Source organism: Ignatzschineria cameli (genome assembly GCF_003121895.1).
GTDB lineage: Bacteria > Pseudomonadota > Gammaproteobacteria > Cardiobacteriales > Wohlfahrtiimonadaceae > Ignatzschineria > Ignatzschineria cameli.
Genome location: NZ_QEWW01000002.1, coordinates 381659 through 398783, shown reverse-complemented (window position 1 = coordinate 398783; position 17125 = coordinate 381659). Strand labels below are relative to the sequence as shown.

General features: G+C 41.2%; 15 protein-coding genes. 1 reads left to right on the top strand and 14 read right to left on the bottom strand.

The window, feature by feature from the left end; all coding sequences use genetic code 11:
* Nucleotides 1-128: 128 nt before the first annotated feature.
* The 8 genes from DC077_RS04795 to xth form a co-directional block, all read right to left on the bottom strand.
* On the bottom strand, nucleotides 129-563 hold the full coding sequence (locus DC077_RS04795) for a c-type cytochrome (protein ID WP_109200675.1): 435 nt from the start codon (nucleotides 561-563) through the stop codon (nucleotides 129-131).
* Between the two features lie 374 nt (nucleotides 564-937).
* On the bottom strand, nucleotides 938-2572 hold the full coding sequence (ubiB, locus tag DC077_RS04790) for a ubiquinone biosynthesis regulatory protein kinase UbiB (RefSeq protein ID WP_109200676.1): 1635 nt from the start codon (nucleotides 2570-2572) through the stop codon (nucleotides 938-940).
* A gap of 161 nt (nucleotides 2573-2733) precedes the next feature.
* Complete coding sequence (gene ubiE, locus DC077_RS04785; RefSeq protein WP_109200677.1) at nucleotides 2734-3480, bottom strand: bifunctional demethylmenaquinone methyltransferase/2-methoxy-6-polyprenyl-1,4-benzoquinol methylase UbiE; 747 nt, start codon at nucleotides 3478-3480, stop codon at nucleotides 2734-2736.
* Nucleotides 3481-3701: 221 nt separating this feature from the next.
* Nucleotides 3702-4520 carry a shikimate dehydrogenase gene (gene aroE / locus DC077_RS04780; RefSeq protein ID WP_109200961.1) on the bottom strand — a complete coding sequence of 273 codons (819 nt, stop codon included), beginning with the start codon at nucleotides 4518-4520 and terminating at the stop codon, nucleotides 3702-3704.
* An 86-nt stretch (nucleotides 4521-4606) separates the two neighbouring features.
* The gene (gene mutL, locus DC077_RS04775) at nucleotides 4607-6547 is read right to left on the bottom strand and encodes a DNA mismatch repair endonuclease MutL (RefSeq protein ID WP_109200678.1); all 1941 of its coding nucleotides are present in this window, start codon (nucleotides 6545-6547) and stop codon (nucleotides 4607-4609) included.
* Between the two features lie 165 nt (nucleotides 6548-6712).
* Nucleotides 6713-7639, bottom strand: coding sequence for an outer membrane protein assembly factor BamC (gene bamC, locus DC077_RS04770; RefSeq protein WP_157953489.1), 927 nt, complete (start codon nucleotides 7637-7639; stop codon nucleotides 6713-6715).
* Nucleotides 7640-7891: 252 nt separating this feature from the next.
* Nucleotides 7892-8764, bottom strand: coding sequence for a 4-hydroxy-tetrahydrodipicolinate synthase (dapA, locus tag DC077_RS04765; RefSeq protein WP_109200962.1), 873 nt, complete (start codon nucleotides 8762-8764; stop codon nucleotides 7892-7894).
* Nucleotides 8765-9123: 359 nt separating this feature from the next.
* Nucleotides 9124-9894 carry an exodeoxyribonuclease III gene (gene xth, locus DC077_RS04760; protein ID WP_109200680.1) on the bottom strand — a complete coding sequence of 257 codons (771 nt, stop codon included), beginning with the start codon at nucleotides 9892-9894 and terminating at the stop codon, nucleotides 9124-9126.
* 216 nt (nucleotides 9895-10110) lie between these two features.
* Between xth and glnA the strand changes: the two genes are divergently transcribed.
* Nucleotides 10111-11523 carry a type I glutamate--ammonia ligase gene (gene glnA, locus DC077_RS04755; RefSeq protein WP_109200681.1) on the top strand — a complete coding sequence of 471 codons (1413 nt, stop codon included), beginning with the start codon at nucleotides 10111-10113 and terminating at the stop codon, nucleotides 11521-11523.
* 349 nt (nucleotides 11524-11872) lie between these two features.
* Here the strand turns inward: glnA and trmD are convergent, their stop codons facing one another.
* The 6 genes from trmD to ftsA form a co-directional block, all read right to left on the bottom strand.
* Nucleotides 11873-12565 carry a tRNA (guanosine(37)-N1)-methyltransferase TrmD gene (gene trmD / locus DC077_RS04750; RefSeq protein WP_109200682.1) on the bottom strand — a complete coding sequence of 231 codons (693 nt, stop codon included), beginning with the start codon at nucleotides 12563-12565 and terminating at the stop codon, nucleotides 11873-11875.
* Between the two features lie 28 nt (nucleotides 12566-12593).
* The gene (gene rimM, locus DC077_RS04745; protein WP_109200683.1) at nucleotides 12594-13094 is read right to left on the bottom strand and encodes a ribosome maturation factor RimM; all 501 of its coding nucleotides are present in this window, start codon (nucleotides 13092-13094) and stop codon (nucleotides 12594-12596) included.
* 77 nt (nucleotides 13095-13171) lie between these two features.
* Complete coding sequence (gene rpsP, locus DC077_RS04740) at nucleotides 13172-13432, bottom strand: 30S ribosomal protein S16 (protein ID WP_094566891.1); 261 nt, start codon at nucleotides 13430-13432, stop codon at nucleotides 13172-13174.
* A gap of 166 nt (nucleotides 13433-13598) precedes the next feature.
* Nucleotides 13599-14513, bottom strand: coding sequence for a UDP-3-O-acyl-N-acetylglucosamine deacetylase (gene lpxC, locus DC077_RS04735; protein ID WP_109200684.1), 915 nt, complete (start codon nucleotides 14511-14513; stop codon nucleotides 13599-13601).
* A 191-nt stretch (nucleotides 14514-14704) separates the two neighbouring features.
* Nucleotides 14705-15838, bottom strand: coding sequence for a cell division protein FtsZ (ftsZ, locus tag DC077_RS04730; RefSeq protein WP_192874919.1), 1134 nt, complete (start codon nucleotides 15836-15838; stop codon nucleotides 14705-14707).
* Nucleotides 15839-15879: 41 nt separating this feature from the next.
* A complete protein-coding gene (ftsA, locus tag DC077_RS04725; protein ID WP_109200686.1) occupies nucleotides 15880-17124 on the bottom strand; it encodes a cell division protein FtsA in 1245 nt (414 codons plus the stop codon).
* Nucleotide 17125 lies beyond the last annotated feature (1 nt).

Here is a 17125-nt window from a genome sequence, read left to right as displayed (position 1 = left end):
AGAGTCCTTAGACTACATAGACCGTATAGACCATATAGACTATATTTTCTTAATAGTGATTAAACTTAATAATAATTAACCAATTAATCCAGCATAAAATGTTGGCTAATCCAATATATCTAGCTAAATTAGTCTAACTTATAGTCATCATGACATGATTTACAGGTACCACCTAATTTACCCATCTGCGCTGCCAATGTCTTCTTCTCACCAGCGGCTTCCACCATCACATCACTCTCTTGAATAAATGCTGCTAACTTCTTATCAAAATCTGCACGCTCTTCCACAATTTTAGGGCTTGCATGTGAACCTTCATAAGTTCCATCAACAAATGTCGCACCAACTGCTTTTGCCATCTCATTGATGCGTTTAGCTGCTGCAACTGCTTCTTCTGGATTATACTCAATCTCACCTTTTAACATTCCGCCGAGAATGCCCATATTCCAACCCGCAACTTTAAATGCTGCTTGACGATAATCGATCACTTTTTCGCTATCGACATCTGCCATAGAAACGCCCATCGTTGATACTGCTAAGATTGCCGCAAGTGCTAATTTTTTCATTGACTTCTCTCCTTATAAATAATTTTCCCGACACCTTTCGTAGCCTTACTTACTAATAGCTTATTGCTTCTTGCTTATTGGTAAATGATGATCCAACCTTAAATTTCAACCAGAGGTTGTAAAAATTGTAATAAGATCACCCCATAAAACCACGTTGCTTAAGTGGTGCCGGCATTCCCATTATATCGTAAATAAATATTATTATATAGATTTCGATTATATCCTAATAATATTACAATAACAGAGCGATTTTCCATCTACTTATCTGCTATCTCCCTGTTTATATTACAATTAATTTATCTAATGAGCCTGCTCAATAAACTTGCTTAGCAATGAACGAGGAGGCTTATAAGATTTAAATAAAGACATTGACATCAGTGAGATTTTCTCTTCAGCGCTAAGTAGAGAAAAAGTAATGACGCGCCCCCTAATAAGCAAATAAACCAGAGTGAACTCTCTTCAAATCGTAAAAGAAGAGTTAAAAGAGAGACCGCACCTAGACCGCCATAAATTCGGCGAACTGTCGATTCATGTTCCAATTTAGCTAAACGATTCCATTCACTCTCTGCAAGATTAACCTTTAACTTCCCTTTTGCTGCTTGCTGTAATGTTAACTGACCATTTTGCATTAGATCAGGGAATTGCTCTATCCAGATTGGCATATCGCGTCTATAACGAGAGATGATCGCTTTAGGACCACGTTTCTTCTTCACAAACTCCACGAGATAAGGTTTTGCCGTTGCCCAAAGATCAAGCTCAGGATAGAGCTCACGACCTAAACCCTCAATTGCAAACAATGTCTTCTGCAGTAGCATCAATTGTGGCTGCATCTCCATCTTAAATCGACGCGCCGTTTGAAAGAGCGAGAGAAGAAAGGCACCAAAAGAGATATCTTTTAGAGGTTTATTAAAGATCGGTTCACAAAGAGAGCGGATAACCGCCTCAAAATCCCCCACAGAAGTATCGGGAGGAACCCAACCTGATTCCACATGAAGCTCAGCAACTTTAAGATAATCTCGATTAAAGAAGGCTAAAAAGTTACTTGCTAAGTAGTGCTGATCCTCTTCATTGAGCGTGCCTATAATGCCAAAGTCGAGGGCAATATAGGTAGGATCATTAGGATTTGTAACATCTACAAAGATATTCCCCGGATGCATGTCCGCATGGAAAAAACTATGTTCAAACACCTGTGTGAAGAAGATATCCACACTACGCTGCGCAAGGAGTGGGATATTGACCCCGAGCTCTTTTAACTTTGCAATATCGCCAACAGGAACGCCGGAAATACGCTCCATCACTAAGACATTTTTACGCACATAATCGAGATAGATCTCCGGCACATAGAGAACCTTTGAATTACGGAAATTCTCTCTCAATTGCGCGCCATTTGCAGCTTCTATCGTTAAATCGAGTTCATTGAGGATCGTCTTTGCATGCTCTTCGACAATCTCCACCGGACGCAAGCGTTTACCATCGGGATAGTAACGCTCGATCATAAAGGCTAACACCTCCATGATTGCGATATCTCGCTTAATGACCTTCTGAATATCGGGGCGAACAACCTTAACAACAACCTCTTGCCCATTATGTAATACGGCACCATGAACCTGCGCAATAGAGGCTGCCGCCATCGGCTCTTTATCAAACTCTTTAAAGATCTCCATTAAAGGCTTATCAAAAGAGCGTTCAATAATATTAATTAAGGTATCGGTAGGAAAGGGGCGAACCTGATCTTGCAGCTTTACAAGCTCAACAACAATCTCTCGATCGAGAAGATCATATCGCGTTGAAAGCGCCTGCCCTAACTTAATAAAGGTTGGCCCTAATTGCTCTAATGCTAAGCGGATACGAACGGGGATTGCGGTTCCCTTATGAGCATTAAAGAGAGAGAGTAGCGGCTTTAAAAAACGTAAATGGCGCAACCCTGGCATCATAAAGGCTAGATCATAGAGACCAAAACGTAAAAAGATCCACCAAATCTGAACCATTCGTAAACTACGAGCAATCATCAAAGCATCCTTATTTTATAAATTTATAAAAGTATCAGGTAACATGACGCGACAAACTTTCAACAAATTTTGTGATAACAGAAAAATAGAGAAGATTAGCTATAAGCAGATCCCGATTAAATCATCGATCAAGCGCTATTAACCTTCTCTATTTGACCTTTTTAATAGACAAATCCGCGATGAATTGCAACGATTCCGCCCGTTAAGTTTTTGTAATCAACCTCATCAAAGCCTGCTTCTAACATCATATCGCGCAACTCTTCTTGAGGCGGATGCATACGAATCGACTCCGATAGGTAACGATAGCTATCACCATCGCTAGCAATCAATTGTCCCATTCTTGGGATAATTTGGAATGAGTAGAAATCATAAACTGTTGCTAATCCAGGAACCACAGGCTTAGAGAATTCTAAAACTAAGAGGCGCCCACCCGGCTTTAAAACTCGACGCATCTCTTTTAATGCCTTCATCTTATCTGTAACATTACGGAGACCAAAACCGATCGTTACCAGATCAAAAGTTGCATCATCAAAAGGGATCTCTTCAGCATTGATCTGCTTAAATTGAACATTACCCACAATGCCCTCATTAATTAGACGCTTGCGCCCCTCTTCTAACATCGACTCATTGATATCAGAGAGAACAACTAATCCCTCAGAGCCAACACGCTTACTTAAACGTTTTGTTAAATCACCTGTTCCACCAGCAAGATCGAGTACTTTCTGCCCCTTACGAGCACCTGACATCGAGAGTGCAGTATTTTTCCATAAGCGGTGAATACCAAAGCTCATCACATCATTCATCACATCGTAACGGCTAGCAACTGAGTGGAAAACCTCCGCCACCTTAGCCTCTTTCTCATCACGATCTACGGTTTGATAACCAAAATGGGTTTTTTCTTCCGACATATCTCTCTATCCTAAAATAATGATTCTGAAATGATACCAAAATCTCACTTTCTCTGTCTGATAAAAGGTCGATCTATTGATCCTATCGACTGATTCACGATCTTCCAGCCCACGCTTCATCAATCTACTGTTTCGATCTATTGTTTCGGGCTCTCGCCTCGATCTGCTATTCGATCTATTCCCGGTCTATTCTCGGTCTACTCCTCAACCGAAAGAACAGATTAAGCATTACGTCCAAAAATCGTCATTACACCATCGATTGCCGGCTTCTTCTCAAACCAGAACTCAAATGCATAGACTCCCTGCTCAATTAACATTCCTAGACCATCATAAGCAGCGCGCCCCCCTTCAGAGAGAAGGTAGTTCATAAAGATAGTTGGCTGATCACCATAGACAAGATCATAACCGATACTCCCCTCTGTGATAGTGCCGGCAGGAAGTGGGGGAAACTCATTTTGTAATGATGCACTTGTGCCATTAATAATAAGATCGAAGCTCTCTGCTAAATCTTCCCTTTCAACTGCTTCAATCTCCCCTAAGTGACAAAACTCTTTTGCTAATAATTGCGCTTTAGAAAAGGTGCGATTAGTGATGACCACAGAAGCGGGCTGATGGGCTAAGAGCGGGGCTAAAATCCCCCTCACTGCGCCCCCTGCGCCTAAGATCAAAACACGCTTGCCGGTAAGATCAATCCCTTTTATCTCTGTAATATCCCTAAGAAGTCCAATTCCATCAGTATTATGCCCGGTGATCGAACCATCCGCCTCTATCCGAATAGTATTAACTGCTTTTGCCTCTTCCGCTTCAACCGTTAAGCGATCACAATAAGGCATCACAACCTCTTTAAAAGGAACCGTAATATTAGCTCCCACAATCCCCTTCTCAATCCACTCCCTTAAACTTTCTTCAAACTGCGGAAGTGTCGTCAATACCTTTAAATAGCGTAATTTAATATCAGCATTTTTCGCAAACTGCATCTGCATCTCGGGCGACTTCGACTGCGCCACAGGATTACCAAAAATAACTGCTAAATGTTCCATCCTCTTCTCCTTCTCTCCCATATTTCTCTCCTTATCTTCACTGCCATCTATTCTTTACCGTTCATGATCTCTTCTCTACTGCTCCTTTACTCTCCTCTAAAAAAGAGTTTATCGAGATCAGTTAAGGCAAGTGTCCGCCAAGTTGGCCGACCATGATTACATTGTCCTGCTCGCTCCGTACGTTCCATATCGCGCAACAACGCATTCATCTCCGGCAATGTTAAACGTCGATGGTGCCGAATTGCACTATGGCAGGCCATCGTTGAGAGAATCTCATTGAGATGCTCTGTAATCTTTTGACTCGATCCATATTGATCAAAATCGTGAAGAACTTCTATCACTAACTTCTCTATATCGGCTCGAATCAGACTTGCCGGCACCTCTCGCACCACAATACTCTCGTGACTTAAGACCTCAATTACCAATCCTAATGAGTGAAGCTCACTCTGAAACTCTTCAACTAGCGCTATTTCTCGACTTGAGACATCGATTGGCTTCGGTATTAAAAGTGCCTGACGAACAATTCCCTCTTCTGTTGCCACCGCATTTTTAAATCGTTCATAGATAATTCTTTCATGAGCCGCATGCATATCAACGAGAACCAATCCTTGCCGATTCTCTGCCAAAATATAGGCTTCATGTAACTGCCCTAAAGCGTAACCTAAAGGGGCTTCATCGGGGTTAAGCTCTTCCGTTTGAGGATCCTTTTTCGATGTTAGCCGCTCTAAATTAAAACTTCCCGATTGCCTATTTAAACCTTCTTCAGGAACAGTTCCAAGGGCAGAAGAGTTCTCTCCGGCAACGCTCCCTAAAGGAGAAAGACTCTCTGTCGATGCGCCGATCGCCTCATAAAGATTAACCGGTTTATAACTCTTTCCGGGAGGGGCTCCAAAAGTAAAACCCTTTTGATGACTATTTGCAATCGATGGCAACTCGCTACTTTGATCCTCTAGTGAAGCGACAACAGGAAGACTTTCATGCCCTTCTAGCACCTCAGGCTGAGAGATAACATGATTGAGGGTACTAAAGAGAAAGTTATGAACCATTCGCGATTCACGGAATCTGACCTCATGCTTTTGAGGATGCGCATTCACATCCACTGCGGCGGCATCAAGTGTTAAATAGATTACAAATACAGGATGCTTATCGCTATACATGACATCTCGATAAGCTTGACGAATTGCATGGGCAACCAGTCGATCTTTAACCATTCGTCCATTAACATAGACATATTGCCAATCGTTGTTATTACGAAAAAAGGTCGGTTTTGCAAGCCACCCTTCTATTGTTAAAGTTCGGATCGTATCGTAATCATCAAGGGGAATCTTCTTCGTATGGCTAAAATGAAAGCTTTCGGCTAAAAACTCCTCATTAAAAACAGATGCGATTCGATTCTGCTTCTCCTCTAAGCTTTCCGCACGAGGTAAAGAAAACTGCTCGCGACCATTATGAATGAGAGTAAAAGCGATATCATAACGAATCAGTGCCAATCGCTTTACTAAGGTCTCAATATGGCTATACTCGGTGCGCTCCGTTCGAAGAAACTTCCGCCTTGCTGGCACATTGAAAAAGAGATCTTTAACCTCAATCCTCGTTCCTTCAAGCAGTGAAGCGGGCATCGGCTCCTCTCCTAAATCATCCCCTTTACCATCGACACGATAGGCATACTCAGCACCACGCTCACGCGAAATTAAGGTAAGGCGGGAGACAGCAGCAATACTTGGGAGAGCTTCCCCTCTAAATCCTAATGTTGAAACTTCTACTAAATCTTCCGGAGAGCGAATTTTACTGGTCGAGTGGCTCGATAATGCTAAGTTAAGATCATCTTTGGCAATCCCATGACCATTGTCTTGCACAATAATATGATCGATTCCACCACTTTTAATATCGATCGTAATCTCAGTTGCGCCGGCATCAATACTATTTTCTACCAACTCTTTCACAATGGAAGCGGGTCTCTCAACAACTTCACCTGCGGCAATCTGATTGATGACGTGAGGCGCTAATTTAGCAATACGTCGACTCATAAACTCTCTCCCTCGCTCATTTCTCTCAAATAGAAGAAACGCCTGGTTAAATATAACCAGGCGCTTTTTATCTTATCAGATTATGGTGTTCATAATAAGTAAGCCATCTTCACTTTTGTGACCAAGTTAACGACTCAATTAACAAAAAAACAAACTGCTTTTCTCTTATCTCAATCCTGTTTGCACTTTCTCCATCATCTCTTCTAGATGATTAAGAGTGAGTACCGGCAGAACATCAATTTGTGTTTTATCTTCACCAATAGGGTTGACTCTTATGTAATAAACTTCCCCTTCTGGATCATTTTTACTGAAGAACCAAAAGCGGCGTTTTTTAACAGTTCGTCCAACACGTAATGTATTAATATCCGCATATTTCTCTAATACATTATATTTGACCCCATCATCTAAAATATCCGTAATTTGCTCCCATACGGCGTCTTGTGAGCGATTTTTAATAATGAGCCGTGTCCCTTCCCGATCAGTGACGGGAAGACCCTGCTTTCCCATGGCACTACTGCCATCACCTCCTAATCTTGCCGCAAGGCGTGCAATAAACTCCGCCTCCAGTTCAGGATCTTTAGGAGCATCTACCCATCGATGGAATTGATCATCATTTCCTGTTGCTTCATCTTTCATCGCATAGTGTGTCACAAAGATCAATGTGCGATCTCCATCACGCTCTAAACGAATCTTAAATTTATCTCTTGAGGAAGAGCCTAAAAGATTACTTGCAACACGCTTAATTAAGCCACGAATAAATCCTTCTGGAACATCCGCTTGATTCTCTGCCCATTTAGTCTCAATAAGACCCGCTTCAGGACTTTGAGAGTCAATCTCTAATCCTAACTGTCTTAAGAGCTGATGAACCTGCTGCCAGACAAAATCAGGTGTATGTCCTGTATTGATCCAACGGCGACCACCTTCTGACTCAATAAATGTAATGCTTTCACCAGCAGCCGGTAATACTTTTGAAGCCGCTTGCTTCTGATAATTACGATAATCCTTGAGGGTCGTTGCAGCTTCAACATTGGTTTCTGTCTGCTTTACTAAACTAGGAGGATACTCTAAAGGGTTCACTTGCGATGACTTCAAATATCGCAAATTATCCCTTGACTGCACATTTTGCGTAGAACATCCGCTGATAACCAAGCCTGATAGCACTACTGCGAACACTATTTTTTTTGTGTACATGAACTAACCTTTACTGAATAAAATTCTTGCCATCGTATCGTAATTATAAACGATCGCCAATACCTATTCCTTGAATTATAACCGAAAAAAAAGTGTGCTGCCCCTTTTCTCTTCTACTTAATTCTATTCATAAAACCCTAATCATACAATTAATTAGAGAAGTCCTGCACTCTTCATCGCTTCACGTACTGTTAAATGATATTGCTTATCAAGAGGAACTAATGGGAGACGAATTCCTGCATGGATACGATTCATCTGTTGAAGTGCCCATTTGACAGGTATCGGATTAGCTTCTAAAAAGAGGACGTGATGTAACTCTTTGATCTTCTCATTAATCTCATAAGCACGTTTCTCATCACCGGCTAAAGCAGCTTCCATCATCTCATGCATCATCAATGGGGCAATATTCGCTGTTACGGAGATCACCCCTTTTGCGCCCGCTAAGACACATTTTGCGGCAATACCATCTTCCCCAGTTAAAATATCGATCTTGTCCCCAACGCGACGAACTAATTGCTCTACTCGCTCAAAAGTACTCGCCTCTTTAATAGCAACAATATTTTTAAGATTTGCTAAGCGTTCTACCGTATCTGGTAAAATATCGGAAGCCGTTCGACCCGGTACATTATAGAGAATTTGTGGGATATCTACCGTTTCTGCAATCAACTTAAAGTGTTGGTAGAGACCTTCTTGTGGTGGTTTATTATAGTAAGGGGCAACCAATAGACAAGCATCGGCGCCATCTTCTGCAGCCCAATGCGTTAAACGAATTGCCTCTTCTGTAGAATTGCCGCCTGTCCCTGCAATCACAGGAACCCTCCCACGCACATAGCTAACCACGCGCTTAACAACTTCACGATGCTCATCGAAGTTAATTGTCGCAGACTCACCCGTTGTCCCTACAGCAACGATTGCGTCTGTCTTATTTTCAATATGAAATTCAACCAACTTCTCAAATGAATCATAATCAATACGTCCATCTGGAAACATCGGGGTGACTATCGCGACAATACTACCACCAAACATAATTCTCTCCTTATCTAATTTAATATAGAGGGCTCCTGTGAGCACCCCATTCCCCTTCTTAAAAAGTGCATATCCAACAATCGTAACCTGATCTTCTACTACAGATCTTTTGATATCCTTTTATTGATACCCTTTTATTGATACCCTTTTATTGATATCTGTCTATTAGTATCTTTCTATTAGTATCTTTCTATTAATATCGTCCTATTAACTAACGCTTATTAACACTTCGCTATTAACGATAGTTCGCTATCTACAATTTACTAGCTATAACTTCCTATCAATAACGCTCTACTAATGTTAGGCGATCTCTTATCAATTACGGCGTTTTGTCAGATACTTTTACTCATCCGGCATCTTTAATCTTTCTTTAATCTTATAGAGACGGGCGCATGATCTGAAGGGCGTTCCATCGCTCGATACTCTAAATGCACTTTAGAGGTCACAAATCGTCGACTCACTATTGTTGATAATAATAGATGATCAATCCGAATACCACTGTTTTTCTCAAATCCATTCTGGCGATAATCCCACCAGGTAAAGAGTCCCGCTGGCTGAGCCTCCATCCTTAACCCATCGATCAATCCTAAATCGAGCAGTTGAAAGAAGGCTTCTCGCTCTGCATCGGTACAGAGAACCTTGCCCTTCCAGCTCTTAGGATCATGAACATCATCATCTGTGGGGGCAATATTAAAATCTCCGATCACAACCAGCTCAGGATAGCGCTTTAATTGTGCTTCAATAAAGGCTTTAAAGTGCTGTAGCCAATTCAATTTATAATGATATTTATCAGAATCGGGGCTCTGCCCGTTTGGAATATAGGCATTAATCACTCTAATCCCGCCCACCGTTGCAGTAATAACCCGTTTCTCACTATCCTCAAATCCAGGAATATCAAAGAGAATATCGCTCATCGGCAGACGCGAGAGAAGGGCGACACCATTATAGGTAGGCTGACCATTAATCGCTGCGTGATAACCTAATGCCTCACAAGCCTCTATTGGAAACTTTTCTGAAATGGATTTTAGCTCTTGCAGCCCAATGACGGTCGGCGACTCCTCTTTTAAGAATTGCTCTAAGTGCGCTAAACGGACATTAACAGAGTTTACATTCCAAGTAGTTATTTTCATTCTATTATTTAATCTCTCTTTCGCTAAAAGTGACTACATTGTAAAGCATTCTACGGAACTCTCTCTAAAAGCGAAAGGGATTCGCTAAATGAGTAAACACTTTCCAATCTCTTTTAGAATGATTTTCTTTATTGCCACGACCACTTAATTGAGCATTTTTCCTAAAAATTAGTGTAGAATACCGATTTACACAATATGGAAATTTAAGGAGTGAGCATGCCGGCTGATAGTATTCGTTCCATTTTAGAGTTTATAGAAGAAAATGGAATTTTATTCATCGATCTTCGTTTAACCGATATGATCGGACAAGAACATCATTTTACTATTCCAGCACGACAAGCGAATCAAGATCTCTTCACTCAGGGTAAATTTTTTGATGGCTCAAGTTTTAAAGGATGGAAAAAGACAGAATGCTCAGATATGATTCTGCTTCCCCGCCCTGAAACTGCCTTTGTAGATCATCTCGCCCAACATCCTACCCTTGTTCTCATCTGCGATGTTTTAGAGCCTGATACTATGGATTTTTACGAAAGAGATCCCAGAGCACTTGCTCGCCGTGCAGAAGAGTATCTTTTAGCGCTCAATGTGGCAGATAAGGCATTCTTTGGACCTGAGAATGAGTTTTTTATCTTCGATAGCGTCCGTTACAACATCGCCCCTGATCATATGAGCTACCAGCTACAATCTGATACCTCTTACTGGTCATCAAATAATGAAGACTCCTATTCAGGCCATTATGCAGAAAAACAGGGGGGCTACTCTCCGTTACAACCTGTCGATAAACTTCATAACCTTCGAAATGAGATTGTCTTAAACGCAGAAAAGATGGGGCTTGAAATCGAAATCCATCACCGTGAAGTCGCCTCTGCTGGGCAATGTGAAATTGGCGTTCGCTACAATACACTTTTAAAGAAAGCAGATGAAGTTCAGCGTCTAAAATATGTCACAAAGACAACAGCAGATATTCATGGCAAAAGTGCAACCTTTCTACCAAAACCCTATCATGGTGAAAGTGGTTCTGGAATGCATGTTCATATCTCCCTCTTTAAAGAGAGTGATAATATCTTTTGTGGCGAGGAATATAGCAATCTCTCCTTAGAAGCGCTCTACTTTATTGGCGGAATTATTAAGCATGCTCGAGCACTCAATGCATTTACTAATGCATCCACCAATAGTTATAAGCGTCTTGTACCACACTTTGAGGCGCCCGTACTTTTAGCCTATTCAGCTAAAAATAGAACTGCATCGATCCGAATTCCTTATGTCGCAAATGAAAAAGCACGCCGCATTGAAGTTCGCTTCCCTGATGCTACGGCTAACCCCTACCTTGCTTTCTCAGCGCTCTTAATGGCAGGTTTAGATGGTATCGAGAACAAGATTCATCCAGGACCGGCGGCTGATGAAAATCTATATGATCTCTCAAGTGAGCTACTGAATAATATCCCTAAAGTTTGTCGCAATCTTGATGAAGCATTAGAAGCGCTCGACCAAGATCGTGAGTTCCTCCTCAAAGGGGGCGTCTTTAGCAATAGCATTATCGATTCCTATATCGCTCTTAAGCAGAAAGAGATTAATCAAGTAGCAGAAACTCCCAACCCAATGGAGTATAAACTCTACTACTCTATCTAAAAGAGTAATAGGGATTATCGCAACTTATATTACTCAAGCGCTATTGTGATAAATAATCCAATAGATCACTGATTCAATAGTTCAATAGTTCAATAGTTCAATAGTTCAATATCTCGATAATAACAATAAGTTGCTGTCAGATAGATAAAATAAGGGAAGCTTCATTCAATAAGCTTCCCTTTTTAATGCACCAACCATTTTGATCGGCAATAGATCAGTACTCAACAGCAGTCTAAAGTGACAAAAATAGACAGTAATATAGAAGATTTAGAGGACTTAGAAGATAGAGTTTAAAAATTGAGCTGAAAGTTGAGTTGAACAAATTGACTCACTCATACCTCTACAGAATCTATCTTCCTTGACGCGCCCGCCGCGCTTCCGTCCTTGCTTTTGCCTCTGCTTCTCGCCATTGTGCAATTTTTGCATGATCACCAGAAAAGAGCACCTCCGGTACCTTTAATCCATTAATCTCTCGTGGACGAGTGTAGTGCGGATGATCGAGATGATCCTCTACACTAAAGGAATCATTGAGATGGGAGTCTTCATTTGAGATTGCATCAGGAAGGATACGTACAATAGCATCGATTAAGATCGCTGCGGCCAACTCGCCACCAGAAAGAACATAATCACCCACGGAGATCTCTCCATCAATCTCTGTATCGATAATACGTTGATCAACCCCTTCATATCTTCCACAAAGAATGACGAGATGCTTCTCTTCACTCAACTCTCTGACACGCTGCTGCTGTAGAAGATCCCCTTGAGGTGACATATAGAGACGTAAACCGCGACTTCCTCTAAAGTTCTCGATCGCATCAAACGCCTTCTTTAAAGGTTCATACATCATCACCATACCAGGCCCCCCGCCATAAGGGCGAGCATCCACCGTATGATGGTTATCTGTAGAGTAATCTCGGGGATTCCAAAAGCGCAGCTCAAAGAGCTCATTATCATGCGCACGACTCACAACGCCATCTTCAATAATAGGCGCTATTAGCTCCGGAATTAGAGCGATTACATCGATGATTAGTTGATTTTTCATCCCTACTTCCCATCCTTATTCATCGCTACTACTCTTCATCCCAATCAACCTGAACATAACCCTCTTCAAGATTGATCTCCATAACGATATATTCCATTGAAAATGGAATCATAATCTCCCCTTTAGGACCCTTAACAGTGATGACATCATTAGCGCCGGTCTCAAAGATATCCACAATCTCACCAAGCTCTACCTCTTCATGATTAATCACCTTTAAGCCGTAAAGATCGAGCCAATAGACTCCATCTTCTAATTCAGGCATGTCCTCACGTGAAATATAGAGTTCCTGCCCTAAAAGAGGCTCTACAGCATCACGAGAATCATATCCTTCAAACTTCAAGAGAACGTGCTTATTATGCTTCTGGCGACCATCAACTGTTAATGCCACCCACTCAGCCCCTCGCTTCATAAAGAAACGAGAATACTCTAAAATCCCCTCGCGCGGCCTTGTTTCAGAAAAGACTTTAATAAAGCCCTTTACACCATGAAAACCATTGATTTTCCCAACAATGATCTTTTCATCACTCATGATCTCTCCTTATTTGACACAAAAAAGCCACCTTACTGAAATTGTAAGATGGCTCTAAAACTCTACTTTATAAGCTATTAAGCTTCTTTAGCAGCAGCTCTTTTAGCTTCTCTGATTAAAGATGCAACACGCTCAGAGGGTTGTGCTCCCACTCCTACCCAGTAATCTACGCGATCTTGGGCAAGTTCTAAACGTTTCTCTCCACCTTTAGCGATGGGATTAAAAAAGCCAAGACGCTCAATGTATTTACCAGTTACAGAATTTCTTTGATCCGCAACAACGATTTGGTAGAAAGGACGCTTCTTAGAGCCTCCACGAGCTAGACGAATTGTAACCATAAAAATTTATATCCTATATTCAACTATAATCCAAAACTTTTTTATATTATATAGAGACACGTTATTCAATATAAAATCGTAAACCACAAACTATACGCTACTTTTAGAGAAATTAAAAGAGCCATTTTAAAAAATGACCCATTTAATTGCCCATTTTTTACTAAATTTAATTCCAGGCCGGCACCTTAAATGTTACAGGTGATGTCTCTGCCTCTTCATAGACCACAAACTCATATGCAGAAGGGTCTTTAACTAATTCACGGATCAACATATTGTTCATCATGTGTCCCGCTTTATAGCCCACAAACTCTCCAATAATAGGATGCCCTAATACATAGAGATCACCTACCGCATCTAAAACTTTATGGCGAACAAACTCATCTTCATAACGTAAACCGTCACTATTGAGAATGCGATAATCATCTACAACAATCGCATTATCCATACTGCCACCGAGCGCTAAATTTAACTCTCGCATCAATTCTAGATCTTTCATAAAACCAAATGTTCTCGCTCGAGCAATCTCATCAATATAGTATTGACTTGAGAATTCACAGCGATGCTGTGGATTCGTCTTATCTAAGACAGCATGATCAAACTTAATTGTAAAATCGAGTCGAAATCCATCATAAGGAAGCAATTTTGCTAACTTATCTTCATGCTTATAAACTACCGGCTTTTTGATTTTAATAAACTTTTTCGCCGCATTTTGCTCCTGAATGCCGGCTGATTGAATGAGATAGACGAAAGGCGCTGAACTCCCATCCATAATAGGAATTTCTGGCGCACTCACCTCAATAATAATATTATCGATGCCCAAACCACAAAGCGCAGACATCAAATGCTCAATTGTTGAGATTGTCACATCGGGCGCTAAAGGTGAAGCAATCTTTGTGGCAAGTTGCGTACTCACAACAGAATCTGCCTGTATCTTAATATCTGGGGAGTCGACATCAGTCCGTCGAAAGATAATTCCTTGATCTATTCCTGCCGGACGCAGTGTTAAATAGACCTTCTTCCCAGAGTGGAGGCCAATACCTGTTGTTTGAACTAAACTCTTTATTGTTCTCTGTTTTAGCATATTATTTACTTAGAGTATCCCTCTATCCATCAATTCATTCATTAATCTATCTTATTAAATAGCTCAACCCTCTTTAATATTGCTTAAAACTACTTATAACTACTTAAACCCGTTTAAAACTATCCAAAGTAATATTTAAAGTAATCTGGGCAACTAGTTAAAAGAATTAGTTAAGAGCCACTAAAGATCGACTAAGAATTTTTTCTTAAAAACGCAGGGATATCTAAATATCCTGAAGATTGTGAGGATGGTGAAGCTTTTGGTTGCTCTCTTACCACTGGTTCGACCGGCGATGCTACAGCCGCAGGCTTCACAGTTCTACCTAATAATTGATCTGCAATACTACCTCGTTCGATCGGCGCCTGATACTCTCCTAACCCTGTCGCAACAAGCGTTACACGAATATCATCTCCCATCTCTTCATCAATTACGGCACCAAATACAACGGTTGTCTCTTCATTGGCATAATCACTAATAATTGCACCAATCTCATGGAGATCACCAATACTTAATTTAGGGCCTCCTGAAATATTAACAAGCAACCCTTTAGCTCCCTTTAAACTCACCTCCTCTAAAAGTGGCGATGAGATCGCTTGTTGAATCGCTTCTCTTGCTGCATTATCACCTGATGAGAGCCCAACCCCCATCATTGCCAATCCTTGTTGCTTCATCACTGTTTTAACGTCATTGAAGTCTAGATTGATCATTCCTGGTTTAATAATGCTATCTGTAATTCCTTGAACTGCATTAAAGAGGACATTATTCGCTGCACTAAAAGCATCATAGAGGCTGACCCCTTTTCCTAATACACTCATTAAGCGATCATTAGGAATGGTAATTAATGAGTCAACTTGCTGAGCTAACTGCTTTAGGCCTTGATTTGCTGCTTGATCACGCTTCTTTCCCTCCATAGAGAAAGGTCTTGAAACAACCGCAACCGTTAAGATACCCAATTCTTTCGCAATTTCAGCAACGATTGGCGCAGCACCAGTTCCTGTGCCACCCCCCATTCCTGCAGCAATAAAGACCATATCGGCACCATTGAGCTCTGCCTTGATATGATCTTTGGTCTCTTCAGCAGCTTGACGTCCAATCTCTGGATTTGCCCCGGCACCTAAACCTCGAGTTAATGCTTCACCTAATTGAATGCGAATATCTGCTTTCGCTTCTCTTAGATCTTGAGCATCCGTATTTGCGGCAATAAACGTTACTCCCGTCAATCCGGAATCAACCATATGAGTAATCGCATTACCACCAGCGCCACCCACACCTATTACTTTAATAACAGGGCCATGTTCGTTAATATCTTGCTGCAACTCAAATATGGACATTATAAATCCTCATTTTATTCGTATTCTTAACAACACTAGAAGTAGTTTCGACACATTCCAGTGATTTTCTTATATATGTTACTAAAAAAGTTGCCACTTGGCATTGTTTTTTGTAACTCTTTTTGCCAGATATTGTCATACTTATGAGACGCGAGAAGCCCTACAACGGTTGCATGCTCCGGCGTCAATCCTTCCGACTTATCATATATGACATTAAGTGGGATACCAATACGGCATGGTTTTTCCATAATCTCTTGCGCTAAATCAGCACATCCTGGAATCATACTCCCACCACCTGTCAAGACTACACCGGCATCATGAGGCAGATAAACATTGGCATCTTCGAGATTCATACGGATAATTTCAAAGATCTCCCGATAGCGCGCCTCAATAATAGAGGAGAGTTCCCGACGAGACATTGTTCTATTTTCTGTCTGATTTGTAATAACTGGCAATTTAAAACTATCATCGTAACTACTATATCCAAGACAGCTACCATGTTCTAGCTTTATACTCTCGGCAACTTGAGTAGAATAACGCTTAATTTTTGCAATATCTGTTGTCACATCATTGCCACCTAATGGAATCGGCGAATGGTAAACAATCGCACCACCTTTATAGACAACAACATCGGTCACTCCCGCCCCAATATTGATTAAGGTGACCCCTCTTTGCATCTCATCTTCAGTAAGAACACTAATCGCAGAGGCAACCCCTTCATAGATAATATTATCAATCTCTACATTACTCTCCGTAATGCAGTTCGTAATATCATTAATAGCATTTGTTGAAGCGGTAACTAAGTGTGCATCTAATGTAAACTTAACGCCCGATAGCCCAATTGCATTTTCAACAGGACTCCCGCCATCGATTACATATTTTTGTGGTAATACATGAAGGACACTCTCTCCGGCATCGAGCTTTATCTTCCCCGCCTCTTGTAAGACCCGATCATTATCCTTCTCGGTAAAGCGGTCACCAGAAATTGTCACAACACCATTATTTTGTCGGCTACGAATATGTGTACCCGTAATAGAGGTTGAGACAGAAAGAACCTTCACATTCTCTTCACGCTCAAATTCCGCAATAATATCCCGAACAATATTGGCAATAGGGGCGAGATTCGCAATACTTCCCTGCTTAATGCCACGAGAAGGCTTAGAGATAATTCTAATAATCTCAATAGCGCCATCCTCCCGAATCTCTGCCATCATTCCAACAACTCTATTCGTTCCTATATCTATGCAAACTCCTACTGATGAAACTGAGGTATCCGTCATC

Coding starts and splice junctions, on each gene's coding strand:
- DC077_RS04795 (WP_109200675.1), bottom strand. CDS start 563: ATGAAAAAATTAGCACTTGCGGCAATCTTAGCAGTATCAACGATGGGC.
- ubiB (WP_109200676.1), bottom strand. CDS start 2,572: ATGATTGCTCGTAGTTTACGAATGGTTCAGATTTGGTGGATCTTTTTA.
- ubiE (WP_109200677.1), bottom strand. CDS start 3,480: ATGTCGGAAGAAAAAACCCATTTTGGTTATCAAACCGTAGATCGTGAT.
- aroE (WP_109200961.1), bottom strand. CDS start 4,520: ATGGAACATTTAGCAGTTATTTTTGGTAATCCTGTGGCGCAGTCGAAG.
- mutL (WP_109200678.1), bottom strand. CDS start 6,547: ATGAGTCGACGTATTGCTAAATTAGCGCCTCACGTCATCAATCAGATT.
- dapA (WP_109200962.1), bottom strand. CDS start 8,764: ATGTTTGGTGGTAGTATTGTCGCGATAGTCACCCCGATGTTTCCAGAT.
- xth (WP_109200680.1), bottom strand. CDS start 9,894: ATGAAAATAACTACTTGGAATGTAAACTCTGTTAATGTCCGTTTAGCG.
- glnA (WP_109200681.1), top strand. CDS start 10,111: ATGCCGGCTGATAGTATTCGTTCCATTTTAGAGTTTATAGAAGAAAAT.
- trmD (WP_109200682.1), bottom strand. CDS start 12,565: ATGAAAAATCAACTAATCATCGATGTAATCGCTCTAATTCCGGAGCTA.
- rimM (WP_109200683.1), bottom strand. CDS start 13,094: ATGAGTGATGAAAAGATCATTGTTGGGAAAATCAATGGTTTTCATGGT.
- rpsP (WP_094566891.1), bottom strand. CDS start 13,432: ATGGTTACAATTCGTCTAGCTCGTGGAGGCTCTAAGAAGCGTCCTTTC.
- lpxC (WP_109200684.1), bottom strand. CDS start 14,513: ATGCTAAAACAGAGAACAATAAAGAGTTTAGTTCAAACAACAGGTATT.
- ftsA (WP_109200686.1), bottom strand. CDS start 17,124: ATGACGGATACCTCAGTTTCATCAGTAGGAGTTTGCATAGATATAGGA.